Here is a 26,268-nt window from a genome sequence, read left to right as displayed (position 1 = left end):
CCCGGGCGAACAGGCGCCGGGCCAGCTCGGCGCGCCCGTTGGCCTCACCGGGGACCATCCCCACCGAGTGGATCAGCCAGTTCTGCACCGACCGCTGCCCACCCGCCTCCAACAGGGTGCCGGCCGCCTCCAGTTGGGCCAGACGCAGCAGCATCGCAAGCTGGGCCTGCTCCATGTCCTCGCACACCTGCGAGATCACATCCAGCACCTCACCGGCCGCACCGGTCGGGGGCACCTCGCCCATTTCCGAAGCGATCTTTCCCCGGGCAGCACCCATGGCGGAAACGGCGGGGGTATTGCCCGCCGTGTTCCCACACTGCCCAAAAGAAGAAGTCATGACTCAAGCATATCAAGAAGGGCGCAGAAAGGACCTACCCTGGAGGTGATAAAACCCTTACCCGGCCACCCCGACCCGCCTTTCTATCCCCCAACGAGAAGCCTTCCAGGGAAAGGGAAGCGACCCCCTGTACGCATTCTTGGGCAAAGCGGGCATATGTACACCAGAATGGTGATGATCTTGCCCCTGTCTCCACTCTCGACGGCCGAGGGTGGAGACAGGGGCAAGATCATCGGGGAATGGCCCGAACGGAGGGGTTCGCCGCACGCCTTGACCGGCCGCGACACCCGACCCGTCAACGCTCCGGCGCAGGGTCAGGCATCGGCCGCCAGGCCGACGCAGTTATCGGGCGAAGCCCGAGTATTTCCGCTCGGACCTCAACCACCCGTCCCCCTTTCCCAACAGCCGCCAACCCGCCGTCGCAGCGAAGCGTGTCAAGGTGGAGCGCCAATGACGCGCGAAGCGTTCGATGGCGACGACCTTGACGCGCGTAGCGGAGACGGCCACAATCGAGCGGCGGGAAAGGAGGGCGCCCCAACCCAAGAAGAAAACCCCTAACCCAAGAAGAAAACCCCTAACCCAAGAAGAAAACCCCAGGGGAGGAAGTCTCAAAGCACCCCCGCCGCGAGGCTCAGAACATGCAGCTTTCGCTTGCCACCCATTATTGCTTCCTCCTCTTTCTTCCTCTTCCTATTTTTTCTCCTCGTCTGCTCTTCTCGTTGCTTCTTGCCGCCCACCCCTGCTTTGTCGCCCACCCCCATCCTTGCCGTCGATTTTGCCTATTTGCTTTCGAGTTTCCGCTTTTTGCTGCGGAGCGGATCGCCCTTCGGGTAAGCTCGCTGGTTCGGCCTCGCCACCCCCTGGGGTCGTGGTGCGCGCTCATGGATCGGAACGAACCGGAACCTCGCTGGTGACCGGGGCGGGACCGCGCGCACGCGCGAAGCCGCGTCCTGTCCCGCCGAATCCCGAGGTCCGCCCATGACAACGACCGATCCCACAGCTGTGCCCGTGAGCCCTGAGCTCCAGGCCGAGCGCGCACACCTCGACGCCGCCCGTGCCGCACTGCGCCGCATGCGCGAGGATGTCGACGCCACCGCACTGCTCTTCGGTGACGCGGCCAAGGACAAGGTCACCGACGCCGCCCTGCGCCGGGGTCGGGAACGCCGACTCGAAGCCCTTGCCGACATCCCCGACGCGCCCCTGTACTTCGGGCGCCTGGACTTCGAGCCGGGCACTGTCTTCCTGGACGAAGAACCGGACGACGGAGCCCCTGAGCCAGGGGACCCAGTGGACAGGAAGACCCCGCCAGAACCGCCCTCCCACGAGCCCGACCGCGTCAACATCGGCCGCCGTCACGTCCACGACGGCAGCGGCCGCCCCATGGTCCTCGACTGGCGGGCCCCCATCAGCATCGCCTACTACCAGGCCTCGCCCACCAACCGGATGAAGGTGCGGGTCCGGCGGCGCTACGGTTTCGGCACCGCCACCGGACCGGACGGCACCCAGGAATCCGTCCTCACCGCTTTCGAGGACGAGGACCTGACCGCTGAGGCACCGCCGGAGGCCACTCTCGGCAGTGAACTCCTCAGCTCAGAGATCGAACGCCCGCGCACTGGTCCGATGCGCGACATCGTTGCCACCATCCAGCCCGAGCAGGACGCACTGGTCCGCGCCCCGCTCGACAACACCCTGTGCATCCAGGGCGCGCCCGGTACCGGGAAGACCGCCGTGGGCCTGCACCGCATCGCCTACCTCCTCTACACCGAACGCGAACGGCTCTCCCGCTACGGCGTGGCCATCGTCGGGCCCAACCGGTCCTTCCTGTCCTACATCCAGGACGTGCTCCCCGCGCTCGGCGAGGTGGACGTCCACCAGACCACCGTCGTGGAGATGCTCACCCGGGACCTGCCCGAGCGCCTCCGCCCCTCCCAGGGGTGGATCCGCAGGTCGGAGAAGCCGGAGGCGGCACGGATCAAGGGCCGGGCGGTGATGGCCGAGGTCCTGCGCCGCGACCTCTGGTCCCACGTGCGCAACCCCGAGGAGACGGTGATGGTGCGCAGGGGCGCGCGCCGCTGGCGCCTGTACCCGGAGGACATCCGCCCCCTCATCGACGAGCTCACCGAACGCGGCGTCGCCTACGGATCCGGCCGCGACCTCCTAGCGCACCGGATGGCGCACACGATCCTGACACTGATGGAGTCCGAGGGCGAGGTCTGCGACGACCGCACCCACACGCAGGTCCGCCGCGACCCGGCGGTGCGCGCGGCGGTCACTGCGCTGTGGCCCAAGGTCGACCCGCTCAAGCTGGTGCTGGGGCTGCTCACCGACCCCGACCGGCTGGCCCGTGCCGCCGAAGGGCTGGTCAGACCCGAAGAACAGGCCGCCCTGCTCCTGCCCGGAAAACCGCGCGGACCCAAGTCCGCCAAGTGGTCTGAGGAGGACCTGGCCCTGGTGGACGAGGCGGCCGCGCTCATTGAACGCAGCTCCGGGCTCGGGCACGTGGTCGTCGACGAGGCCCAGGACCTGAGCCCTATGCAGTGCCGCGCGATCGGACGGCGCGGCGGAACGGGTTCGTTCACCGTGCTCGGAGACATCGCCCAGGGCACGAGCCCGTCGGCGGCGCGGAACTGGTCGACGCTGCTGGAACACCTGGGAAAACCCACCGGGCACCTGCACGTCCTGGACCGGGGCTACCGCGTTCCCGCGCAGATCATCGACTTCGCCGCCCGCCTCCTGCCCACCATCGCGCCGGTCCCGCCCGTCGCCCGCCACCACCCTCAAACGAAAGCCTCCGGCTTCAGATCTCATCCTTTTGCGCCGGTGGCGGTACGGCGCTCCGCGGGGGCGCTGCGGCTGACCCCGACCGCAGCGGAGATCGCCCCGGCGCTCGCGGAGGCGTGCCGGTCCGCACTCAAGGGCGAGGGTTCGGTCGGCCTGATCGCCGCCGACCACCAGCTGCCGGTCCTGCGCGAGGCCCTCGCCGCGGAGGGCGTGGACGCCCCGCCGCTCGGTGAGACCGGCCTGGACGGCGCCCGCCTGGTGGCGGTCCCGGCCAGCCTGGCCAAGGGTCTGGAGTTCGACGCCGTCGTGGTGGCCGAGCCCGCCGCCATCGTCGAGTCCGAGGAACGCGGGGCCAACCGGCTGTACGTGGTGCTCACCCGAGCGGTCAGCTCCCTGCACGTGGTGCACACCCGTCCCCTGCCCGCCGAACTCACCTGAGGCTCCGGGAAGCGCCGGTCCGGTCGGTCCCTCCTGCGCGGTTCGGGCCGGATACGGCCAACTCAGATGCAACCCGCCAGTGATTTCCCACGTCGGACCCCATGTGTCGACATCCACGCGGACACGGAGGGAGACGGTGGTGATCAGGGGAGTGGTCCTCGACGACCTCAGGGCGCCGACGGGCACCGGTGAGTTGGAGTTCGAACAGCGTCTGCGCCGTGCCGTGGAGCGTGGCGAGAACGGTGACCCGGAGGGTGCCACCGGCGAGTTGTCGGCTCTGCACGAGGAGACCGTCGAGCGCGTCGGCGCAGACCACCCCGACGCCCTCACGGTCCGCGTCCACATGGCTCTGTGCCAGGAACGGAAGAACGACCCGGCCGGGGCAGCCATCGCGCTCAGCGGCGTGGTGGGAGAGCTCTCTGTGAGCGTCGGCCCCCTGCATTCGCACATGCTCGCCCTTCAAGCGGAGATCGCCCGGCTGTGGGGCGAAGCCGACCTCACCGACCTGGCCGCTGACCACTACGGGAGCCTGGCCGAACTGCTGGAACAGGCCCGCGGGGCCGATGCCCCGACGGTCCTCGCCACCTACGAGCGGTACGCCTGGTGGATGGGCAAGACCGGTCAGCCGGCGGAGACGGTCGACGCCTACACCGATCTCCTCACCCGACAGCGCCGAGCACTGGGACCCAACCACGAGGACGTCCTGGACACCCGCACCGAACTGGTGCGCTGGTACGCGAAGGCGGAGGATCCGGCCGGGGCGGCGCGGGCCTGCACGGACATGGTGGCCGCGAGTGCGCGTGTGCGGGGGCCCGCGCACCCGGACACCCTGGCCGCCCGCGTCCAGCTGGTGCGCCATCGTTCGGATGCCGGGGACCGTGCCGGGGCCGCCCGTGCCTGCGCCGACCTGCTGGCGGCTCGGCAACGGGTCCAGCCCCCGCACCATCGCGAGGTCCTCAACACCCGTCGCCTGCTCGCACACCACCGCACCGAGGCCGGCGACCTGCTCACCGCCGAACGCGACTACGAGGAGCTGCTCCCCGACCTGGAGCGCTATCTGCGCGCGGACCACCGCCTCACCCTCCTCGCCCGGGTCGGCCGCGCCCGCCTGCTCTTCCTCCTGGGCGAGACCGCCGCAACCCAGGAGGAGATCGAAGCCAACTCCGAGGCCTTGGAACGGGTGCTCGGCGCGGAGCACGAGACCGCGGTGGAGGCGCGGTTCCTGCTCGCCGCCGCCCGCGTCACCGTCGGGGACCTGGACGGGGCGGTCACCGAGGCCGAGGCCCTGCTGCCGACGCTGCTCCGCGTCTACGGGGACGACCACCACACGACCCTGTTCGCCCGGGCGCACGTGCTGGAGGCCCGCGGCGACGCCGCGTCGCTGGACGTCTACCGGCAGCTGCGGGAAGAGTGGGAGCGACTGCTCGGTCCCACCCACCCCAATATCCTGCTGGTCCGCCTCCGCCTGGCCACCGAGGGCGACCTCGACAGCGAGGAGGGGCGGGGCCGACTCGCCGAACTCTTCGAGGAGTTCCGCTGGGCCTTGGGGCCCACCCACGGACTGACCGTCATGTTCCGGGCCCTGCTGATCACCTTGGGCGAGGACCGGTCCGAGATCCTTGCCGACCTGGGCGAGTTGTACCGCAGGTGTGTGCAGACCTTGGGTCCGGACGCCCTCGGCACCCTGGCCGCCCTGGAGGCCTACTCCGAGTGGCGGGAGTTCGTCCTGGGCGACGAAGCGCGCCCGTCCGCGTGAAAGAGGTTCGGTCCCCGCCCGCGCTCCGGTCAGCCCGAGGTGTGGCGAGTGCGGCCGTGGGAACTGTCGCGCTTCCACTGGCCGGGCACGATCCCGACGGCCAGCAACCACAGCGCGACAGTGACCAGGTGGGCGCGCTCGGCGAGGCCGAGGGCGACACCGGGGGAGCCGTCCCCCGAGGCGCTGTACAGCAGGGCCGCCAACACCAGGACGATCACCGCCGCGACCGCCTGTGCCAGTGTGATCAGGGCCAGGACCGGCCAGGCACGCTCGTCCGCGAGCCGTTGGTCCCAGGTCAGTGCCCCCGCGGCCAGGACCGCGGACAGGGCCGCGACCACGGCGATGACGGGCTGCGCGGCCGTCGCGCCCTGGACCCCCTCCACCAGGGACTCCACCGCGCACGCGGCGTCCGTGGAGATGACGCACCGGCCGGGCAGGAGGGAGGCCGAGAGCGACGCGCCGCCGAACACGGCCATCGACCACCAGGAAACGGTCAGCCAGCGGCGGGGGCGTTTGGCTCCCAAGGCCAGGCCCAGACCGGCCGCGAGCATCACCAGGATCGCCGCGGTCCGGTGCGCGCTGTCCATGAAACGGCCGAAGGTGGAGTCGGCCTCGACGAGGGCGCTGGTGGTCGTGGACCAGGCTCCGGGCAGGATGACCTCGAGCGTCCACAGGCTGTACACAAGGGCGGCGACCACCGCGGCCACCCGGCCGTCCCGGTAGTCCCAGTGCAGGGTCGAGGTGTTCGTGTTCGGCATCGCGCCCCCAGTCTCCGCCGACGGGCCCCCTATGTCTCTAAGACGCACCGGCGGGTCCCCAGGTTCAGTGGCGGGCCGGGCCCCGACCGTTCCGAGGCCCCGTGTCGGCCAACTCGCGGCAGCACTGTTATCCACGGGTGTGTGTTCTCGCGGCATCATCGTGGAACACCACGGGGACAACCGGCCGGTAGGTCCGGTGGCCTCACGGGGTATCGACGACCTACGGAAGGGCGCACGCGATGAACGGCGCATCCACGACGCGATGGGTGATCGTGGGAGTGGACGGTACCGACTCCAGCAGGCACGCCCTGGAGTGGTCCGCGCACCAGGCCGCGCTCCGCGGACTGGGGGTACGGATCGTCGCCGCGGCCAGCCCACTGGCCATGGAGGGTTTCGGGGTCTGGGGAGGCGCCGAGGAGCGCTCCGACGACCGGGAGGGCGCCGGTGCGCGACGGCTGCTCGACCACGCCGACGACTGGGTCTCGCGGCTGTTCCCCGAACTCACGGTGCAGACCCGCCTGTCCTTCGCCCGCCCGGCCGAGGCACTGCTCGCTGAAGCGGCCGCACCCGGTGTGGTTGCGGCCGTGGTGGGTTCGCGCGGGCTGAGCGGCATCGCGGCAGCCTTCGTCGGCTCGGTGGGCATCGAACTGGCCGCGCGCGCCCCGGTTCCGGTGATCGTGCTGCCGAAGGACCACGCTGCCGCGCACGGGGTCCGGAGCAGGGTGATTGTGGGCGTGGACGGCTCCGAACCCAGCCGCCGCGCCTTGGAGTTCGCCTTCACCCAGGCGGAGTTCGCCGACACCGAGCTGGTGGCGGTCAGTGCTTGGCAGCCCCTGGTGGCCTTCGCAGCGGCGACCGGTCCCATCCCCCCGGAGCTCTTCGACGACGCCACGGCTGCCGAGGCCGCCCGGCAGGCCCTGGACGAGGAACTCACCGACCTGCGTCTGATCCGCCCCAACGTCCGGGTCCACACCCGGGTGGTGCGCGCGCACCCGGTGGTCGCGCTCTTGGAGGAGGCCACACCGGCAGACCTCATAGTGGTGGGCTCTCGGGGCCGGGGAGGCTTCCGCGGCCTGCTCCTGGGATCGGTGAGCCACTCGGTCCTGCACGGCGCCCAAGGTCCGGTCGCCATACTGCGCTGAGGCCCGCGGCACTTCACCGGGCGGCCCCGGAGTCCGGGGTACGGAGTCGCAGGGCCAGAGCTGGGCACATGCGCACCGACAGTTCGGCGTCGGCTTCCAAAGGGCCGGGAACGGGCAGGTCCGGGTCCTCGGGGAAGCCGTTGCGGTCGAGCTGCACGACACCGGGCAGGAGCTCGGCGCACAGCCCGTGCCCGTCGCAGCGGGACCAGTCCAGAACCAGTCTGCTGTGTGCCTCGTCCGGCTCCTGCGGCAACGGCAGCTCGCCCCGCACGGGCCGGGTACAGCCCCCGGTGAGGGAGTGGGTGCCCAGGTCTTCGGAGAACACCTGCAGCGCGCTCCTGGCGAACACCGCGCTGCCGTCGGGGTGGGCGCACGCACCCTTGCCCTCGCCGACACCCGCCGCCACCAGCACGTCCTCGGGGTTCCCGTCGCCGTTGATCAGCTGCAGGAAGGAGTCCGTCAGTGCGGGCATTCCCCGCACACACGGGCCGCACTGGCCCGCGCTCTCCCGGGACAAGTAGCGCAGGACCCGGGCCACCTCGCCCAACGGGCAGGTGTCCCCCGTGAGGGGAAGGATGATCCCGGCCCCCAAGGTCCCGCCCACCTCCGACAGTCCGGCGCGCGAGAGGCGGACGCGGTGGATCGTCTCCGGTGAGAGCCACGAACCGTGGTAGCCGCCCACCAGGACCGCGCGGGCGGAGGACATACCGCACGTGTCCAGGAGCCGGGCCAACCGGGTGCCCGCCGGCGTCTCGACGACGGTGTCTCCACCGAGGGTCAACAGCAGCGTCCCCGGCTGGTTGGCGCAGCCCTCCGCCTCGTACCGGTCGGCCCCGCCGATAGCGAGGACGGCCATCTGGGCGAAGGTCTCGGCGTTCGAGAGCAGGGTCGGCAGTCCGGCGACCCCGCGTTCACTGGTGCGCCGGGGCGTTCCCGGCGGCAGCGGCACCCGCCCGTTGATCCCCTCGACCAGTGCGCCCGCCTGGCCGGACACGAAGCGGTGCGGCATGCGCACCACACGGATGCCGGTGTCGGACCGCCGTTCCTGAACGGCCGAACGCAGGGATTCGGGCACCGGGTCGTCCCCGCCCCGGTCGGCGATGCCGATCACCACCTCGGGTGCGCCCAGGGCACGGGCCGCGAGTTCGGCACCGTCCAGCACCACATGGGGCGCCCGTGAGAGCAGCATCTGGTCCTTGGCACTGCCGGGCTCGCCTTCGGTGCCGTTGACCACCACGCGTGCCACGGAGCGGTGGCGCTCGACGGAGTTCTGCACGGCGCGGACCTTGCGGGCGAAGGGGAAACCCGCCCCGCCGCGTCCGCGGAGGTTGCCCAGCCCGGCCAGGGTGATGAGGTCGTCAGCGGCCATGCGGGGCAGGGGTCCGTGCAGGGCGAGGTGGGTGTCGTGGTCGATCCGCTGGTGTTCGTCGAGGCCGGCGGTCAGCCGGGGTGCTCCGATCGTCATGGTGCGCACGGGTCAGCCCCCCGTCCTCATCGATGACCAGAAGTCCAACTCGTCGTCGGTGTTGCCGGACCCTCCCGCTGAGACCGTCGAGAGGCGTTCGGAGGTGGCCCGGGGGTGCTCCGGCTCGGGCACGGTCCGGACGGTCACGAACAGGCGCAGGACCAGCGCGGCCGCGACGGCGAACAGGCACAGCAGGTAGCACACGATGACCCAGCCGGGCGGGTTCCTGCCCGCGGTGAGCCCGTGCACCAGCGCGAGCGGCCAGCACAGGTAGGCGCTCAGGTGGACGATCCGCCAGGTCCAGGCGAAGCGGGTTCCGGCGAAACGGCCCCGGTACACCCCGGTGACCACGATGATCAGTAGCAGGTCGGTGGCGATGATCCCCGCGGCGACCGAGGCGTCCACGTTGAAGGGGAACAGCAGGTTGGCCGGGTTGATGCGGGTGAACGCGATCTGCAAGACGATGTGGGCCAGCAGGAAACCGCAGGCCACCAGGGCCGTGGACCGGTGCACCGCCTGGAACAGGACCCGTCGGCGCGGGGTGGTGAAGAGCCGGTCGGCGGCGATGAGTCCCAGGACGGTCGCGGCGGTGAGCCCGACGAGCGCGAACACTCCGGACATCGACCACAACACGTCCTGGATCAGCCGGATCACCCGCATGTGACCCGGTGCGGACATGGCCAGGAGGGTGTTGGCGAGGAGGATCCCGCCCAACAGGGAGACCCACATCCACGGACGGGTGCGGCGGGTGGCCTGCTCGCCGAGTGGCGGACGGTTGCTGCGGCGCCTGGGCCGGAGGGGTCTGGGCCGGCGGGTGGATCGGAACACGGGTCGGTACCGCCCTTCGGACATGGGGGCACAGCGGGGCGTGGGGGAGTGTTCAGACGCACCTGGCGTCTGGCGCGATTGGGCGCCTGGCGGATGAAGATAGCAGCGCCGCAAGGCTGATGGGAGCCCCTTTCGGAGTTTCTTTGCTTTCGCGTCCTCGGTGGCCCCTGTGAGAAATTTTTTTCACTCGGGTTATCCCAGTTCGCCCTGTTAGTACCAACGAGTAATGTCGAGGTTTTCCTGCGAAAGACATTTTCGGTGTGCATAATCTCCCCTATCTCCGAGCGATCTCGCACGGAGAAAGGTCCGGTAACTGATCATTGATTGGATAGGCCCATGGACCGCCGAGTGAAGGGTGTCGTGGGGATGGCTATGGCCGCGTCTTTGCTGGCCACATCCTGTTCAAACGACCCAGACCCGCCGCCTGAAGAGGGCGGACAATACGATGACGGATCGGAAACGGGCGGCTACGGAGAAGCGACTTCGGGCGAATCCCATGACGATCACGATGACTCCGCGGGAGGCCAGGCGGAGCTGGACACCGTCGATAACGCCTCTCTGGGAGAGGTGCTCACAGACGGGGACGGAAACGTTCTCTACCTGTTCACGGACGACGGGCCCAATGAATCCACCTGCTTCGACGACTGCGCCGACAACTGGCCTCCGGTGCGCACCGTGGCCGACGCGGACATCCCGGCGGAGCTTGCCGACACACTCTCCGGCGACCTGCTCGGGTCCATCTCCCGCGACGACGGGGATCCGCAGGTCACCTACGGCGACTGGCCCTTGTACACGTACGCCGGCGACGCCGCACCCGGCGACGTCAACGGGCAGGGCGTGGGCAGTGCCTGGTTCGTCCTGGCCGCCGACGGGCGGATGGTCACCATCACCGCAGCGGTGCCCGAAGGTTCCGGAGACGGCAACGGAAACGGCGACAACACCGACGAAAACCGCGAGGAGGACGGCGAGCAGGACGACGGAGGCTACGGCGGCGACTACCGCCAACACCCGTTCGGAGGCTGACTCGTGAACTCTACGGACCGGTCCACGGACACCGGCCGACCACCACCCGGCCAGCGCCTGCGCTGGCAGTCTCCCCGCTCGATCGAACTCCTGGGAGTGGTCGGATTCGCGCTGGTCAGCACCCTGACCCTGTTCATGATCGTGCCCAGTGGCACCACAAGCACGTCCGGAATCTTCTGGACCGACTGGGCCCAGACCGAATACGGGCCCCTGGGGCCGGCCGACGTCGACGCACTGGTCAAGGTCCGCCAGGCCGGCCTGTGGGAGATCCCCGTCGGTCAGCAGGCGGCGGACCATGCACAGAGCGAGGTCGTCCGGGACGTCGGCGCCACGCTGGCCGAGGACCACCTCCTCATGGACGCGCAGGTCCGGGAAGTCGCCGAACAGCTCGAAGTGCGCCTGCCGAGCTCTCCCAGCCGGGAGCAGCAGCGGTGGATGGACGAGCTGTCTGAGCTGACGGGGGCCGCGTGGGACCGGGTCTTCGCCAACCGGTTGCGTGAGGCGCACGGCAATGTCCTGGAGATCCTCGCCGAGGTCCGTGCCGGAACGCGCAACGAACTGGTCCGGTCCTTCGCCCAGCATTCGATCCTCATGGTGATGCGCCACATCAACCTGCTGGAGAGCGCGGGGCTGGTCGAGTACGAATCGCTGCCCGAGCCGCGCCCGCCAGAGCGGCGTCCCCCGGTCTGAGCAGGGCGTATCCCAGAACGCATCCGTTCACATCCCCCGGAAGGTTGTGCACCCACCCTCCCCCCATGGCCCGTGGCGCCCGGCGGCGCTCGCGCGGCCACCGCACAGAAAGTCGCACAGAACCATGCGTGAACGATCAGATCGCCCCCGACCAGAACGACCACGACCGGATCGCCCCCACCGGGGCCGGGGCCGCACCCTGGCGGTCCCCGCGGCCCTGGCCGTCCTCACCCTGCTCATGGGCGGACTGGCCCTGGCCACCGCGAGCGGTGGCGAGCCCGGATCGGGCCTCCTCGTCGGGCACTCGGAGCCCAAGGATCCGGGCGACGAGGCACCCGAGGAGCGAGACGGAGAAGACCGGGAAGGCGGCCAGGAGGACGGCCAGGAAGGAGACCACGGAGACCACGACCACGACCACGACCACGGCGACGGCGACGGGGACCACGGTGACCACGGCGACGAGCCGATTACCGGCCCCAACCCGGAGGACTTCGCACCCATCGACGAAGCCCCGGAGCGCCGGGCGGACCCCGCTCCCGGCCCGGATGCCTCCACGGGCACCGTCAGCATCGACTGCGGTACCAACGAGAACGGCGTGTTCAACTCCGAGAACGTGATCGTCGCCCCCGGCGTGGAGCACGGCGCCCAGCACACCCACGACTACGTCGGAAACCAGGACGTCCAGCGCTTCACCGAGGACGTCGACACCAACAACGCGATCCTCGCCGAAGGGGACACCACGTGCCCCGACGAAGACCGCTCCATGCACTTCTGGCCGGTGCTGCGCGACATCACAGGGGAGAGCGATGACGCCGAACTGCCGGGCGGCGGCCTCGACGGCAACCTCGGCAGCATCCTGACTCCGGCCGAGGCCCGGATCGAGTTCTTCGGCAACCCCGAGGGCCCGGTCTCAGCGATGCCGGACTTCCTGCAGATCTTCACCGGCAACGCCCAAGCCGCCACATCGGAAGGGGTGAACGCCAACGCGCAGTGGACCTGCACCGGCTTCGAGGACCAGGCCTTCCCCGACCGCTACCCGCTCTGCCCCGAGGGCAGCGACGTCGTCCGGATCCTCGACTTCCCCGGATGCTGGAACGGCCGGGACATCGAGAGCGAGGACAACCGGTCCCACACGGCGTTCGCCGAAGAGGACGGAACCTGCCCGGACGGGTTCACCGCGGTGCCGCAGCTGAGCCACACCCTGGTGTACGACGTCCCGGAAGGGCCCAACTTCGCCCTGGACAGCTTCCCCGAACAGGGGCGGGCGCCCACCACGGACCACTCCGACCACATCAACGTGATGCCGCCCGAGCTGATGGACCAGACGGTCGAGTGCATCAACGAGGGCCGGGACTGCTGACCCGGTGCCCGCCACCAGAGCGGGAACCCCTGTGCACGGCCGATCGCGTATAGCCGCAGGGCGTCGGCGGGTGGGCGCTGCACAGGTCTAATCTCGCCCCTCCAACGGCCGGTGTCTGTTGTGTGACGAACAGCACTGGCCGTTGGTGCTGGTGGGGCACTTGCCCGCGGTGCAGGAAAAAGCGGCTGCGAACAGTGGTGGAGCGCCGTCCAGACGCGCCCCTTGCGGCGCCTCCCTGTACCTCTCGAATCCCTTGCTGTGCAGCGGAATCCGCCCCTCGGAACCAACGCGTATAGACCACTGGCCTAGACCAATTGGTCAGTGTTGGCACCCGTCGTTCATGATTCGAGGGATCTCGTAATTCGATGAGGAGCCGTTGTGACTGCTGACGTGGGTACTGATGTGGGCGCCGCCCCGACCAAGAACGAGGAACTCATCACCTGGGTTCGTGAGGTCGCGGAGCTCACCCAGCCGGACGAGGTCGTCTGGTGTGACGGTTCCGAGGAGGAGTGGACGCGCCTGACCGACCAGCTGGTCGCGCAGGGCACCTTCACCCGCCTCAACCCCGAGAAACGCCCGAACAGCTTCTACTGCACTTCCGACCCGTCGGACGTCGCCCGGGTCGAGGACCGCACCTTCATCTGCTCCGAGCGGGAAGAGGACGCGGGCCCCACCAACAACTGGGTCGCCCCCGACGAGATGCGCGCCACCTTCGGCGAGGTCTTCAAGGGCGCCATGCGCGGCCGCACCATGTACGTCGTCCCCTTCTGCATGGGCCCGCTCGGCGGCGACATCTCCCAGCTCGGCGTCGAGATCACCGACTCCCCGTACGTCGTCGTCTCCATGCGGATCATGGCCCGCATGGGCACGGCCGCCCTGCGCCTGATCGAGGAACGCGGCGAGTTCGTCAAGGCCGTCCATTCCGTCGGCGCACCCCTGGAGCCCGGCCAGCAGGACGTCGCCTGGCCGTGCAACTCCACCAAGTACATCTCGCACTTCCCCGAGACCCGCGAGATCTGGTCCTTCGGCTCCGGCTACGGCGGCAACGCCCTGCTCGGCAAGAAGTGCTACGCGCTCCGCATCGCCTCGGTCATGGCCCGCGACGAGGGCTGGCTCGCCGAGCACATGCTGATCCTCAAGGTGACCTCGCCCGAGGGCAAGTCGCACTACGTCGCCGCGGCCTTCCCGAGCGCCTGCGGCAAGACCAACCTGGCCATGCTCCAGCCGACCATCCCCGGCTGGAAGGTCGAGACCGTCGGCGACGACATCGCCTGGATGCGCTTCGACGCCGACGGCCAGCTGCGCGCCATCAACCCCGAGGCCGGTTTCTTCGGCGTCGCCCCCGGCACCGGCGCGAAGACCAACGCCAACGCCGTAGAGACCCTCTGGGGCAACAGCATCTTCACGAACGTCGCCCTGACCGACGACGGTGACGTGTGGTGGGAGGGCCTCACCGAGGAGCCGCCCGCGAACCTCACGGACTGGAAGGGCCGCCCCTGGACCCCGGACTCCGCCGAGCCGGCGGCACACCCGAACTCCCGCTTCACCACCCCGGCCGGTCAGGCGCCCACCATCGCCGACGAGTGGGAGGACCCGGCCGGCGTCCCGGTCTCCGCGATCCTCTTCGGCGGCCGCCGTGCCTCCGCCGTACCGCTGGTCGCCGAGTCGTTCAACTGGCAGCACGGCGTCTACCTGGGCGCCAACGTCTCCTCCGAGAAGACCGCGGCCCAAGAGGGCTCGGTCGGGGAGCTGCGCCGCGACCCGTTCGCGATGCTGCCCTTCTGCGGCTACAACATGGGCGACTACTTCGCCCACTGGGTGAAGCTCGGCAAGCAGGCCGACCAGGCCAAGCTGCCGAAGATCTTCTACGTCAACTGGTTCAAGAAGAACGCCGACGGCAAGATCGTCTGGCCCGGATTCGGCGAGAACAGCCGCGTCATCAAGTGGATCGTCGAGCGGCTCGAGGGCGAGGCCGCCGCGGTCGAGACCCCGATCGGCAACGTGCCGACCGCTGACGGCATCGACACCGAGGGCCTGGACTTCACGGCCGAGGACATGGAGTTCGTCCTCGACGTCGACACCGATGTCTGGAAGCAGGAGGCCGCCCTGGTCCCCGAGTTCTTCAAGACCTTCGGCGACAACCTGCCCGATGAGCTCTGGGACGAGTACAAGGCTCTGCTGGACCGGCTCGACAAGTAGCCGAAGACAGCCCTAGCGGCCCACAGAGTGAGCGGCAGCCGACCCCGGTCGGCTGCTGCTCTTCTTTTCGGGCCCCAGAAGGCTGGCTCTAGGACCTAGCTGCAGCTGATGTAGCTGGTGACGAAGGTTTCGTCCTGCTGCTCCACGTGCAGGCGCCCCTGGACACTGCCGATGGGGGTCAGGTTGGCCGTGAAACTGCGGGACTGGCCCGCGACGATCGACATGCCGGGGCTGTTGCGGTTGAGGCTTCCCAACTGGGCGACGGTGAAGCTGATGTCCAGGTTGGCCCCGCTGGTCTTGCTGTAGGTGACCGTCGCGCTGCTGCAGCCCGTGGTCCGCGTGGTGAGCGTGCCGTGGGTCAGTGAGACCGAGTCGCTGTCCAGCGTCCCGAGGCCGTCCGGATCCTCCACGGAGGGGACGTACTCGGGGTTCTCCTCCAGGAAGGCGTCGAGGCTCTCGACGTCCTCGCCGACCTCGTAGAACCCGTCGTCGGTGATGATGACTTCCTGGCTCGTGCTGTGAACCCGGCTCGTCTCGGCGGCGGCGGTGCCGGGCACGAGGAGCACAACCGAGGCCGCCAGAGCGATCGCTGCTGACAGGCTGGACGTGCTCGGCGCACGCCTGGGGAAGCGGGACACGGTGTCCTCCGGGGGGCGGGGTTCCGTCAGGGGCGCTGCGAACGTACCAACGGGTATGGCGGCGCACCAAGGCCTTTGGTCCCTCAGGGGGAGTGCAGGCGCAGCACCGCGTGCTCGGCCCACTCAGGCGGCCTGGTAAAGCGGGAGACGACCATCATCGTGAGGAAGGACAGCGGGATGGTCCAGGCCGCCGGTTGGGCGAGCAGCACGGTCGGCCAGCCCACGGGGGTGGCCAACAGGACCGACCAGCCGACCGCCCCGGTGGCGGTCACAGCGCCGACGGTCAGGCCCGCGGCCGCGCCCGGCAGGGTAAGGCGCCGCCACCAGATCCCCAGCACCAGCAGGGGGCAGAAGGTCGACGCGGCCACCGTGAACGCCCACACCACCAGCACGTTGATGTCGATCATCTGCGCGGGCAGCGCCAGCAGGACGGCCACGCAGGCACCCACCGCGACGGCCAGCCGCAGTCGGGGCACACTGCCCTGGAACAGGTCGTGCGAAAGCCCGCCGGCCAGGGCCAGCAGGAGGCCCGAGGAGGTCGACAGAAAGGCGCCGAAAGCCCCCGCCGCGACCAGCGCGGTGAGGATCGTGCCCGCCGACCCCGGTACCGCCTGCGCGGGCAGGACCACCGCCACCGTGTCCGTTCCCTGGAGCATCACGAGCTGAGGCGTGAGCACTCGTCCCAGCAGGCCGTAGACCGTGGGGAACAGGTAGAAGAGCCCCAGCAGCGCGATCACGCCAACGGCGACCCGGCGAGCGATCCGCGCGGTCGGGCTCGTGTGGAAGCGCATGATGACGTGCGGCAGCCCCATGCAGCCGAGAGTGATCGCGAGCAGGGTCGACCAGGTCTCGAACACCGGGTAGCCGCCCACGTTCAGCAGGGGCATACTCCACTGTTCGCTGCCCAGTTCAGGCAGCCCTTCCGGGTGCGGAATGGGCGCCCCCTCGGGGAACACGTACTCCGTGCCCTCCGCCACCGAGTGCTCTCCAGCGGCCAGGTCCAGGTCCTCGCCGTCGGTGGTGAGCACGGTGACCGGCTCGTCCAAGCTGAAGTCCGTGGCGACGGCGAACTCGACCGGCGTGGTGGCGGGGAACTGGGTGCCCCACTCCGGGTGCAGCGCCTCCGCACGGGTGTCCGCACCCGCGTGCACCACCAGGTAGATGGCGGGCACTGCGAGGAAGGCCAGTTTGACCACATAGTGGAAGGCCTGCACGTACGTGGCCGAGCGCATCCCGCCCGCCGCGATCGAACCGCTCACCACCAACCCGGCCAGGAGCACCCCCACCCAGTAGGGGGTCCCGCTGACCAGGCTCAACACCACCCCGGCCCCCTTGAACTGCGGAACCAGGTACAGCAGCATGATCACCAGCACGATGCAGCCGCACAGTTTGCGCAGCCGGGGCGCGCCCAGCCGGTACTCGGCGAAGTCCGGCACTGTGTAGGCGCCCGACCGGCGCATCGGCCCCGCGACCAAGGCGACCACCGCAACGTAGCCCGCTGTGAAGCCCACGGCGTACCACATGGTGCCGAGGCCGTTCTTGAGCAGAAGCCCGGCCAGCCCCAGCACAGAGGCGGCCGAAAGGTACTCACCGGCGATCGCCAAGGCGTTCCAATTCGGGGAGACCCGGCGGGAGGCCACCAGGAAGTCGGAGGTGGACCGTGCGGCCCGCACCCCGTAGATCCCGATGATCAGGCTCGTGACGAGCACCAGGCCAATCGCCAGTACCGCCACGCTCATGAGGGTCCGTCACCCTCCGCGTGTGCCGACCGGTCCTCGCTCGCCGCCCTGTCCTCCAGGCGTTCGGCCGCGCGCACGTGCCACACGGCCAGCCCGAACAGCATGGGATAGATCGCCACGGTCAGGATCAGCCACGAGACCGGTACCCCGATCAGCCGGACCTCGCCCAGCACCGGGAACAGGGCGAAGGCACCGCTCATCCCGAACAGCAGCAGTGACAGCAGCAGCACCGTGCGCACGGCCGTGCGCCGCTGCGCGCGGAAGAGCCGCCGCGCCGCCTCCGTGTCCACCGGCTCGGGCACCGGCAGCAGGTGTTGCACCGGCCGGTTGCCCCGCGCCAGCGCGATGCGGGTCTGCGGGCTGGTGAGTTTCTCGCGGCGAGGACTCACTGCTGGTCCTTAGACGTCCCCGACGGGCGCGCCGCCGAACGGCCGAGCTGGTCGTGCTTGGCCGCTTCAAGGAGCTGTTCGCGCAGGTGCCGTCCGTGCCTGCGGCTCACCGGGACATCACCTGCGGGCGTTCCGGCGACCAGCCCGGAGGAGGACGTGACCCGCAGGTCCCGTACCCAGGGGATGGCGATGAGGAAGCCGCGGTGCACCCGGATGAACCCGGCACCGGCCCACACCTCCTCCAAGTAGGAGAGCGAGAGCCGGATCAGGTGGGTACCGTCGGCGGTGTGCAGCCGCACGTAGTCGCCTTGGGCCTCCACGAACTGCACGTCGTCGCGTTTGACGAACACGGTGCGGCGTCCGGTGTCGATCTGCACCACGTGCAGGTCCTCAGCCGGGGACGTCGAACCGCTCGTCTGGCTCAGCTGCGCGATGCGCCCCACGGCCTCGGCCAGGCGCTCCGGGCGGATCGGTTTGAGTAGGTAGTCCACGGCCCCGATTCCGAAGGCCTCCACGGCGTGCGCCTCGGAGGCGGTCACGAAGACGATCGCCGGGGGCTCTGACATCACGCTCAGTACCCGGGCCACGTCCATACCGTCGAGCCCGGGCATGAGGATGTCGAGGAAGGCCGCGTCGATGGCGGTGGTGCCCAACAGGCGTACAGCGGTCGCCCCGTTGTCGGCGACCAGGACCTCCGACACCTCGGGCATGTCGTCGAGCAGGGCGGCCATCTCCTGGCGGGTGGACGCCTCGTCCTCCACCACCAGGACACGGAGCTCGGACTTCACCGAACCACCACCCCACGTGCGAACCTCGGTACGCGCACGGTCACCTTCGTCCCTTCTCCCAGCGCGGTCTCGATCATCAGACCGTACTCCGGTCCGTAGACGGCACGCAGCCGCTGGTCGACGTTGGCCAAGCCCACGCTGCGCGACTCCGGCCCGGTGCCCGCCAACAGGGCGCGCGCCAGTTCCGGATGCATACCCACACCGTCGTCCTCGATCTCGATCACGCACAGAGGACCTTCACCGAAGCCCGACACGCTGATGTGCCCCGGCCCCTCCTTGCGCTCCAGGCCGTGCCGGATCGCGTTCTCCACGATCGGCTGCACGACCAGGAAGGGGATAGCGACGGGTAGCACCTCAGGTGCCATCCGCACGGTGATGTCCAGGCGGTCGTGGAAACGGGCCCGCTGGAGTTCGAGGTAGGTCTGGGTGGCCTCCAACTCGTCCGCGACCGTCGCGTAGTCGCCCTTCTCCGAGAACCCGTACCGCAGATAGTCGGCGAAGTCCGACAGCAGGTGGCGCGCCCGGTCGGGGTCGGTACGCACGAGGGCGGCGATCACCGCGAGCGCGTTGTGCACGAAGTGGGGTGAGATCTGGGCGCGCAGGGTGCGCAGGTCGGCCGCGGCGATCCGGTCGCGCGCCCGCCGTAGCGCCGCGTGGTCGAGGCAGTCCGAGACCAGGGCCGCGGCCGCCTCGACATCGGCCTCGACCGGGTTTCCGGTAGCCAGCAGGGCACCGGAGAGTTCATCGTCTACCTTGAGCGGGACAGCGCACACCGAGGACCCGTCGGGCAGACGGGAACGGGCGCCGCCACCGAACTCGAACACCTGGGAGAGCAACCCTTCGACCTCCTCTGTGCCCGGCCGCTTCCCGTGGGAGGCGACCTGACCGTCGAGGTCGGCCAAGAGCACACCTTCCACCGCGAGCACCTGGCGAAGACGCCGGGCGGCGGCGTTCACCCCGCGCCCGTGCAAGCCGTCCTGGAGGTCGACACCCAGGGCGTGGACCTGGCGCATCAACTCGACACTCGCTCGGCGGTCCGACGGCGTGGGGCGCCGGGACGGGGAAAGCCACGACAGCCACCTGTAAGACACAGGTTGATCTTATCCCCGCAAAGTGTGTCGATCCTCACGTGCCGGGTCTCCTCTCCCGTGTCGCAAGGGACGGGCCCGCCGCCTCCGCGAGGAGACGGCGGGCCCTGAGGGGGCGACGGGGCGGCGGCGACACCGGACGAGGGTGCGCGTCCGATGGGAGTAACCGCCGGTGGCCGGATTCCCGTGCCCTGCATGGCTACTAGTGGTCGCTGGCCTTCTCGGCACCGGCACCGGTGAGGGCGCGGACCTGGAGCATCGCGAACTTCTCGAAGTCGCGCTCCTTGGACATGTACGTTCCGACGACCGCGCACAGGAGGCTGATCGGCACCGACACAAGAGCCGGGTTGGGCAGCGGGAACCAGGCGAAGTCCACGTTGGGCATGAGCGCATTCTCGGCGCCGGAAACGACCGGGGAGAAGAACACCAGGCCCACCGCGCTGATCAGACCACCGTAGATACCCGCGAGGGCGCCAGCGGTGTTGAAACGCTTCCAGAACAGGCTGAGAAGCAGGGTCGGAAGGTTCGCCGAGGCGGCCATCGCGAACGCCAGCGAGACCAGGAAGGCCACGTTGAGGTTCTGCGCGAAGATCGCCAGGACGATCGCCACGGTACCCACGGCAAGGGCCGCGAACCGGGCGACCTTGACCTCTTCGGTACCACTGGCCTTACCCCTGCGGATCACGGCGTTGTAGAAGTCGTGCGCCAACGAGGACGAGGAGGCGATCACCAGACCGGCCACGGTCGACAGGATCGCCGCGAAGGCAGCCGAGGCGATGATGGCCAGCAGGACGGCCCCTGCCATTTCGCCGCCCATGGTCGTACCCACGACCTGCGCCAACTGCGGGGCGGCTGTGTTTCCGGCCGCGTCCTGGGACGTGATGGCCTCGTGCCCGACCAGCGCAGCGGCGCCGAAACCCAGGACCAGGGTCATCAGGTAGAAGGTGCCGATGAGGCCGATGCCCCAGTTGACGGACTTCCGCGCGCTCCCGGAGTCGGGCACCGTGTAGAAGCGGATGAGGATGTGCGGCAGACCGGCGGTACCCAACACCAAGGCCAAGCCGAGGCTGATCAGGTCCAGCTTGTTCCACATGGTCTGCATCGGGTCGCCAGCCACCTCGACGCCGTAGCGCAGGCCCGGCTCCAGGAACCCGGCCGCGTTGCCGTCGGCCGCTGCCTGGCTGGCGTTGGCTGCGTCGCTCATCAGCGCACCCAGGTTGAAGCCGTACAGGGACAGCGTCAACAGGGTGAGCAGTGCGGCACCGGCCATCAGGATGACGGCCTTGGTGATCTGTACCCAGGTGGTGCCCTTCATCCCGCCGAAGGCCACGTAGATGGTCATGAGGAGGCCGATGACGACGATCCCGACGATCTTCGCGGTGTCGGCGTCCATGCCGAGGAAGGTCTGACCCTCCTGGATGCCGAGGAGCAGTGCGATGAGCGCGCCCGCACCGACCATCTGCGCGAGCAGGTAGAAGATCGACACCACGATGGTCGAGACCGCCGCGGCCGTACGCACCGGGCGCTGCTGCATCCGGTAGGAGAGCACGTCGCCCATGGTGTAGCGGCCGGAGTTGCGCAGCAGCTCCGCGACGAGCAGCAGGGCTACCAGCCAGGCCACGAGGAAGCCGATGGAGTAGAGGAAGCCGTCGTACCCGAAGAGCGCGATCATGCCCGCGATGCCCAGGAAGGACGCGGCGGACATGTAGTCGCTGCCGATGGCCAGACCGTTCTGGAGTGAGGAGAATCCACGGCCGCCGGAGTGGAAGTCGGTCGCGGAACGGGTGTTGCGGCTGGCCCAGACCGTGATGCCCAGGGTGGCCGCGATCATGAGGGCGAAGAGGGCGAGGGTGACGAAGCGGCTGCTCTCGCTCACCGCTTCCTGCGCGAGTTCTTGCGCGAGCATCATCGGCTCTCCTCCTTCGCCTTGGCCGATCCGCCGTTCTGGAGCTCGTCACGCAGCTCTGCGGCGGAGGCGTCGAAGTTCCGGTTCGCGTACGTCGTGTACAAGATGGCGATCCCGAACGTGGACACGAACTGCAGGAGGCCGAACAGCAACGCCACGTTGAAGCCGCCGATGAGTTCCGTGCCCATGATGTCGCGTCCGAAGGCGGACATCAGCACGTACAGCAGGTACCAGGCCATGAAGGCGATGCTTATGGGGAAGATGAAGCGGTACAGACGGCGCTTGAGCTCGATGAACCGCCGGTCCCCGTGCATGGCGACGTAGGCCTCGTCCTTGATGGGTTCGTCGCCGTCGCCGTTCCCGTCGGGTGGTGTCGGATCCTTGGTAGGCCTGTCTGTTGCCATGATTTCGGTACCTCCGGGGGATGGGCGGGGACGGTGCGGGGTTGGTTAAGGCCACATTTCGGAGATGTGACCTGCATTACTCGGCACTGTAAGGAGGGGCACTTTGTCTGAGCAGGGGGTGTGCGGGGGCGCGCGCCGAACGCGGGTGAGGAGCGTCAAGCGGTCGCCAAGCGTGCGACGAACGGTCGCTGAGCACGCTGAACGGTCGCCCGGCGGTCCTGGGCGAAGGGCCGTGCGGCACGCACCGTCCCCGGTGACGGACCCCTCCAAGGACCCCGGAAGCCCCCGCTGCGAGGGGGCGTTATACCGTTCGAGAACCTGTGAACCCCGGACGAGGTGCGCCGTACCCGGTCATGACAAGACGGCGCGGACACTGTTCGCACGTCTTGGAGGTACAGGTCATGGCCTGGCTCGTTCTGGTGATCTCGGGTCTTCTGGAGACCGCGTGGGCGGCCGCGCTCAACGCGTCGCAGGGCTTCAGCCGCTTCTGGCCGTCGGTGGCCTTCGTGGTCACCCTGGCGCTGAGCATGGGCGGGCTCGCCTACGCACTGCGCACCATCCCGCTGGGCACCGGTTACGCGATCTGGGTGTCGATCGGCGTCGTCGGTACCGCCCTGATCGGCATGTTCTTCCTCGGTGAGGGTTTCAGCGTGCCCAAGGCGCTGTGCCTGATCATGATCGTGGCCGGGGTGGTCGGCCTCAAGGTCCTGGGCTGAGGGAGGGTCCTGGGCTGAGGGTCATTCCGGCAGGATTACCCGGTGGGTGCCCGCGTAGACGTTCATGGACGCGCCGCGCAGGAAGCCCACCAGGGTGGTCCCGGCTTCGGCGGCCAGGTCGACGGCCAAGGACGAAGGAGCGGAGACCGCCGTGACCACCGGGATCCCCGCCATCCACGCCTTCTGTACCAGCTCGAACGAGGCGCGCCCGGACAGCGCCAGGACTTTGCCCCGCAGCGGCAGCATGTTCTCGCGCAGGGCCCAGCCGATCACCTTGTCGACCGCGTTGTGGCGGCCCACGTCCTCACGTACCACCAACGGGTTTCCGTCGGCGTCGAACAGCCCCGCCGCGTGCAGGCCGCCGGTCCGGTCGAACACCCGCTGCGCCTCACGCAGCCGCGTCGGCAGCACCGACAGTGTCTCCGTCGAGATGCGCACCGGGTCCTCGGCCACCGACCAGCGGGCCTTGGTCCGCACCGCGTCCAGGCTGGCCTTACCGCACAGCCCGCAGGCGGACGTCGTGTAGAAGTTGCGCTCCAACGCGGTGTCCGGCTCCGGCACGTCCGCGGCCAGCGTCACGTCGACGACGTTGAACGTGTTGGAGCCGTCCTCAGTCGCCCCGGCGCAGTACCGGGTGGTGACCACGTCCCGTGCCTGGGCGAGCACGCCCTCCCCGACCAGGAACCCCGACGCCATGTCGAAGTCGTGCCCGGGCGTGCGCATCGTGACGGTCAGCGCCCGCCCGTTCAGCCGCACCTCCAGAGGCTCCTCCGCCGCCAAGGTGTCGACCCGCTCACTGACGGCGCCGTCCCTGATCCGCAGCACCCGCTCGCGCACCGTGACCCGACCCAAGGTTCCACCACCCCGTGTTCATACCGCTCACCTTCATGAACGGATCCGATCACGCTATCTCCCATAGAGTCCTCACATGAGCCTGGGATCCGTCGACCAGTGGGTCGTCAACGCCGTCCAACCGTCCACCCTCGCCCGCTTCTGGGCCCTCCTTCTCGGCGGCACGGTCGTCGACCGCCCAGACGGCTGGGCCCACGTGCAGGACCTCCCCGGCCTCCCCAAGCTGTCCTTTCAGCCCACCCCGCACCCCAAGTCCGCCCCCAACCGGATCCACCTCGACCTGCGCGTCCCCAGCATCGCCGAAGCCACCCGCACCGCACTCCGCCACGGCGCCACCACCGTCGGCCAGGTAGTCACCGACGAACAGGGCTCCTTCCAGGTCCTCCACGACCCAGAAGGAAATGAATTCTGCTTTGTGGCGCCAAGCCGATAATTTACAGAGGGAGCCCTGCTTTAGTCGGGGTGGCCTGCTTTCGCTAGGGTGCCCTGCTTTAGTCGGGGTGGCTGGGGTGGGCGGGATTCCTTTTCGGTTTGGGGTGCCCTTCTTGAGTCAGGGGTTCCCTCTCCGGGCTGGGGTTCCCTCCTTTCCCGCCGCTCGATTGTGGCCGTCTCCGCTACGCGCGTCAAGGTCGTCGCCATCGAGCGCTTCGCGCGTCATTGGCGCTCCACCTTGACCCGCTCCGCTCCGACGGCGGGTTGGCGGCTAGCGGAAAAGGGGGACGGGTGGTTGAGGTCCGAGCCCTTTCGGGCTTCGCCCGAAAACTGATTCTGTCGGCCTGGCGGCCGATGCCTGCCACGCCGCCGGAGCGTTGACGCCTGGCGGTGTCGCGGCTGGTCAAGGCGTGCGGCGGACCCCGAACGGCACGGCCTGGCGGCCGGCGGCCGGGTGGGCTACTGCGCCGGAGCCTACCGGTTGCGGGTGTCGCGGCCGGTCAATGTGGGAGGCGAAAACCTCTCGGTGCGGGCCTTTCCCTGATGATCTTGCTACCAGAGTCAATTTCGGCGCCGAAATTGACTCTGGTAGCAAGATCATTCCCACGAGGGATCGGATTTGTCCGCTTTGCCCGGGAATGTGAACAGGGGGTGCGCTCTTTTCCGGGAAAGCTTCTTCTTGGGCAACAGAAAGGTGGGGCAGGGTGGCCGGGCAGGGATTTTGTCGCCCCGATCTATTTCTTTTCCGGGGCGTGGTTGATATCCTTAGTAGTATGACTTCTTCTTTCGGGCAGTGCGGGAACACGGCGGGCAATACGCCCGCCGTGGCCGCCATGGGTGCTGCCCGGAAGAGCATCACCTCGGAAATGGGCGAGGTGCCCCCGACCGGTGCGGCCGGTGAGGTTCTGGACGTGGTCTCGCAGGTGTGGGAGGACATGGAACAGGCCCAGCTTGCGATGCTGCTCCGGTTGGCGCAGCTGGAGGCGGCCGGGACCCTGTTGGAGGCGGGTGGGCAGCGGTCGGTGCAGAACTGGCTGATCCACTCGGCCGGCATGGTGCCCGTTGAGGCCAACGGGCGCGCCGAACTGGCCCGCCGCCTGTTCGCCCGGGAGCTTCCCGCCATCCGCGAAGGCTTGGATTCGGGGTTGTTGTCGATCGGTGAGGCGGTGGCGGTGTGCCGGGCCGCTGAGAGGGCGGTGGTGGCGCGCAACACCGGAACCCACCCGGACGCGGGCACCTTCCGGTTGATGATGGAGGCCGGGATCATGGCCGCCAAGGCCAAGAAGCCGACCATGTCGACCTCCGACATCGCCCAGCTGGGCCGGGAACTCCTGGCCCAGTACAACCCTTCCGCAGTGGAAGAGCAGTACCAGGCCGCCTTCGACGCCCGTGGAGCACGCCTGGCGCACACCTTCGATGCGACCTTCCTGTTCGAACTCTGGGGTCCGGTTGAGCACGCCGAGGAGGTCAAGCGTGAGCTCAAGGCCTATGAGGTGGACTATGACCCTGAGAGGCTGCACGTGTCGGTCTCTGAGCGGATGTATGACGCGTTCATGAACCTGGTCCGGTCCGCCACCAACCCCACCACCCCCACCGACCCCACCGGGAACGGTGAGGGCGCTGAGGGTGCCGGTACCGGGGACGGCAAGGGCACGGGCGGTCAGGGCGGCACGGGTGGCACGGGCCGGAAGCGTGCTGCGGTGGCGATGATCAACATCATGGTGCCCCTGCCCACCTTCCTCGGCCTCCAGGACGAGGGTGCGGGTCCGGCGATGACCCAGGACGGGCAGGTGTTCTCCATGGCCGCGATCCGTGCCCTGGCCCCCAACAGCGTGCTGCGCCGGCTGATCACCTCCCCGAAGGGGGAGACGGTGTTGGACGTGGGGCGCGCCCAGCGCAACGCTACGGGTGCTCTGCGGGACGCGGGGATGTTCGGTCACACCACCTGTGCTTGGTACCAGGGGTGCAACACCCCGGCCAGCGCCTCGGAGGCCGACCACAAGAGGAGCTTCTCGGCCGGCGGAACGACGAGCGCGGACAATATCCAGCCACTGTGCTCAGACCACAACCGGTTGAAGTATCGCCGGGAAACCAACCCCGACCAGCCCGTCTGGCAGGGCCGCCCTTCCCACCGCAACCGGAACAACAAGGACCAGAGTGGGGGCAAGGGCTCGGACGGGGACCCTGACCCAGCCCAACCCCCTTCCCGGAGTCACACTCACCCTTATTTTTGACTCCAACAAGGGGGTTCACCACACACCAACCCACCACAGGCCCCGCCCCCACCGCAGGCCCCGCCCCCGGGGGTCCGCCTCCCACCATGACCGGCCGTGACACCCGACCCGTCAACGCTCCGGCGCAGGGACAGGCATCGGCCGCCAGGCCGACCGGGCCGTTCGGGCGAAGCCCGAACCGACGCAGACCTCAACCACCCGTCCCCCTTTCCCGATAGCCGCCAACCTGCCGTCGTAGCGGAGCGGGTCAAGGTGGAGCGCCAATGACGCGCGAAGCGCTCGATGGCGACGACCTTGAGGCGCGT

22 protein-coding genes, 1 pseudogene and 1 riboswitch are annotated in these 26,268 nt (G+C 69.1%); of the genes and pseudogenes, 10 read left to right on the top strand and 13 right to left on the bottom strand.

The window, feature by feature from the left end; all coding sequences use genetic code 11:
- Both ACYVDG_RS14965 and ACYVDG_RS14960 read right to left on the bottom strand, forming a co-directional pair.
- Positions 1–337 (bottom strand): annotated as a pseudogene (locus tag ACYVDG_RS14965) (HNH endonuclease signature motif containing protein); the annotation flags it as partial.
- Positions 338–945: 608 nt separating this feature from the next.
- Positions 946–1,092, bottom strand: coding sequence for a hypothetical protein (locus tag ACYVDG_RS14960; RefSeq protein WP_460751699.1), 147 nt, complete (start codon positions 1,090–1,092; stop codon positions 946–948).
- A 223-nt stretch (positions 1,093–1,315) separates the two neighbouring features.
- Here ACYVDG_RS14960 and ACYVDG_RS14955 point away from each other — a divergent pair, with 223 nt between their 5' ends.
- A complete protein-coding gene (locus tag ACYVDG_RS14955) occupies positions 1,316–3,556 on the top strand; it encodes a HelD family protein (RefSeq protein ID WP_460751696.1) in 2,241 nt (746 codons plus the stop codon).
- Between the two features lie 136 nt (positions 3,557–3,692).
- Complete coding sequence (locus ACYVDG_RS14950) at positions 3,693–5,312, top strand: hypothetical protein (protein ID WP_460751694.1); 1,620 nt, start codon at positions 3,693–3,695, stop codon at positions 5,310–5,312.
- Positions 5,313–5,341: 29 nt separating this feature from the next.
- Here ACYVDG_RS14950 and ACYVDG_RS14945 read toward each other — a convergent pair whose 3' ends face one another.
- Positions 5,342–6,070 (bottom strand): DUF998 domain-containing protein, encoded by a 729-nt coding sequence (locus tag ACYVDG_RS14945; protein WP_460751691.1) that lies wholly within the window; start codon positions 6,068–6,070, stop codon positions 5,342–5,344.
- 239 nt (positions 6,071–6,309) lie between these two features.
- Between ACYVDG_RS14945 and ACYVDG_RS14940 the strand changes: the two genes are divergently transcribed.
- Entirely contained in the window at positions 6,310–7,212 is a 903-nt protein-coding gene (locus ACYVDG_RS14940) for a universal stress protein (RefSeq protein ID WP_460751688.1), read from the top strand.
- Between the two features lie 13 nt (positions 7,213–7,225).
- Here the strand turns inward: ACYVDG_RS14940 and ACYVDG_RS14935 are convergent, their stop codons facing one another.
- Both ACYVDG_RS14935 and ACYVDG_RS14930 read right to left on the bottom strand, forming a co-directional pair.
- A complete protein-coding gene (locus ACYVDG_RS14935) occupies positions 7,226–8,677 on the bottom strand; it encodes a ferredoxin (RefSeq protein WP_460751685.1) in 1,452 nt (483 codons plus the stop codon).
- A 12-nt stretch (positions 8,678–8,689) separates the two neighbouring features.
- Complete coding sequence (locus ACYVDG_RS14930; protein WP_460751683.1) at positions 8,690–9,406, bottom strand: hypothetical protein; 717 nt, start codon at positions 9,404–9,406, stop codon at positions 8,690–8,692.
- A 435-nt stretch (positions 9,407–9,841) separates the two neighbouring features.
- Here ACYVDG_RS14930 and ACYVDG_RS14925 point away from each other — a divergent pair, with 435 nt between their 5' ends.
- The 4 genes from ACYVDG_RS14925 (at position 9,842) to ACYVDG_RS14910 (ending at position 14,777) form a co-directional block, all read left to right on the top strand.
- Entirely contained in the window at positions 9,842–10,528 is a 687-nt protein-coding gene (locus ACYVDG_RS14925; protein WP_460751680.1) for a COG4315 family predicted lipoprotein, read from the top strand.
- A gap of 3 nt (positions 10,529–10,531) precedes the next feature.
- Positions 10,532–11,218, top strand: coding sequence for a DUF4142 domain-containing protein (locus ACYVDG_RS14920; protein ID WP_460751677.1), 687 nt, complete (start codon positions 10,532–10,534; stop codon positions 11,216–11,218).
- A gap of 124 nt (positions 11,219–11,342) precedes the next feature.
- The gene (locus tag ACYVDG_RS14915; protein ID WP_460751675.1) at positions 11,343–12,578 is read left to right on the top strand and encodes a DUF1996 domain-containing protein; all 1,236 of its coding nucleotides are present in this window, start codon (positions 11,343–11,345) and stop codon (positions 12,576–12,578) included.
- Between the two features lie 390 nt (positions 12,579–12,968).
- A complete protein-coding gene (locus ACYVDG_RS14910; protein WP_460751726.1) occupies positions 12,969–14,777 on the top strand; it encodes a phosphoenolpyruvate carboxykinase (GTP) in 1,809 nt (602 codons plus the stop codon).
- Positions 14,778–14,872: 95 nt separating this feature from the next.
- Here the strand turns inward: ACYVDG_RS14910 and ACYVDG_RS14905 are convergent, their stop codons facing one another.
- From ACYVDG_RS14905 to ACYVDG_RS14875, 7 genes are all read right to left on the bottom strand, one after another.
- On the bottom strand, positions 14,873–15,415 hold the full coding sequence (locus ACYVDG_RS14905; protein ID WP_460751672.1) for a hypothetical protein: 543 nt from the start codon (positions 15,413–15,415) through the stop codon (positions 14,873–14,875).
- A gap of 83 nt (positions 15,416–15,498) precedes the next feature.
- Complete coding sequence (locus ACYVDG_RS14900) at positions 15,499–17,154, bottom strand: sodium/solute symporter (RefSeq protein ID WP_460751669.1); 1,656 nt, start codon at positions 17,152–17,154, stop codon at positions 15,499–15,501.
- Positions 17,151–17,543 carry a hypothetical protein gene (locus ACYVDG_RS14895; RefSeq protein ID WP_460751666.1) on the bottom strand — a complete coding sequence of 131 codons (393 nt, stop codon included), beginning with the start codon at positions 17,541–17,543 and terminating at the stop codon, positions 17,151–17,153. The genes ACYVDG_RS14900 and ACYVDG_RS14895 overlap by 4 nt, the downstream gene beginning before the upstream one ends.
- Positions 17,540–18,331, bottom strand: coding sequence for a LytR/AlgR family response regulator transcription factor (locus tag ACYVDG_RS14890; RefSeq protein ID WP_460751663.1), 792 nt, complete (start codon positions 18,329–18,331; stop codon positions 17,540–17,542). The genes ACYVDG_RS14895 and ACYVDG_RS14890 overlap by 4 nt, the downstream gene beginning before the upstream one ends.
- Positions 18,328–19,344: a sensor histidine kinase gene (locus ACYVDG_RS14885; protein WP_460751658.1), complete on the bottom strand. Its 1,017-nt coding sequence runs from the start codon at positions 19,342–19,344 to the stop codon at positions 18,328–18,330. Before ACYVDG_RS14885 ends, ACYVDG_RS14890 begins: the two co-directional genes overlap by 4 nt.
- A 277-nt stretch (positions 19,345–19,621) precedes the next feature.
- Complete coding sequence (locus tag ACYVDG_RS14880) at positions 19,622–21,328, bottom strand: solute symporter family protein (protein ID WP_460751655.1); 1,707 nt, start codon at positions 21,326–21,328, stop codon at positions 19,622–19,624.
- On the bottom strand, positions 21,325–21,729 hold the full coding sequence (locus ACYVDG_RS14875) for a DUF485 domain-containing protein (RefSeq protein ID WP_460751649.1): 405 nt from the start codon (positions 21,727–21,729) through the stop codon (positions 21,325–21,327). Before ACYVDG_RS14875 ends, ACYVDG_RS14880 begins: the two co-directional genes overlap by 4 nt.
- Before the next feature lie 303 nt (positions 21,730–22,032).
- A riboswitch (guanidine-III (ykkC-III) riboswitch) is annotated at positions 22,033–22,100 on the top strand.
- Between the two features lie 30 nt (positions 22,101–22,130).
- On the opposite strand from ACYVDG_RS14875, the gene ACYVDG_RS14870 reads away from it, so the two are divergent.
- Entirely contained in the window at positions 22,131–22,445 is a 315-nt protein-coding gene (locus ACYVDG_RS14870; RefSeq protein WP_460751644.1) for a DMT family transporter, read from the top strand.
- A 21-nt stretch (positions 22,446–22,466) separates the two neighbouring features.
- On the opposite strand, the gene fdhD is transcribed toward ACYVDG_RS14870, so the two are convergent.
- Positions 22,467–23,297 (bottom strand): formate dehydrogenase accessory sulfurtransferase FdhD, encoded by an 831-nt coding sequence (gene fdhD, locus ACYVDG_RS14865; protein ID WP_460751640.1) that lies wholly within the window; start codon positions 23,295–23,297, stop codon positions 22,467–22,469.
- 76 nt (positions 23,298–23,373) lie between these two features.
- On the opposite strand from fdhD, the gene ACYVDG_RS14860 reads away from it, so the two are divergent.
- Complete coding sequence (locus ACYVDG_RS14860; RefSeq protein ID WP_460751637.1) at positions 23,374–23,730, top strand: VOC family protein; 357 nt, start codon at positions 23,374–23,376, stop codon at positions 23,728–23,730.
- Positions 23,731–24,502: 772 nt separating this feature from the next.
- Positions 24,503–25,963, top strand: coding sequence for an HNH endonuclease signature motif containing protein (locus ACYVDG_RS14855; protein WP_460751634.1), 1,461 nt, complete (start codon positions 24,503–24,505; stop codon positions 25,961–25,963).
- Positions 25,964–26,268: the final 305 nt, after the last annotated feature.

The organism is Nocardiopsis oceani (assembly GCF_054777395.1).
Note: the sequence above shows the minus strand (reverse complement) of the source record. Positions and strands in the feature narration are given on the sequence as shown.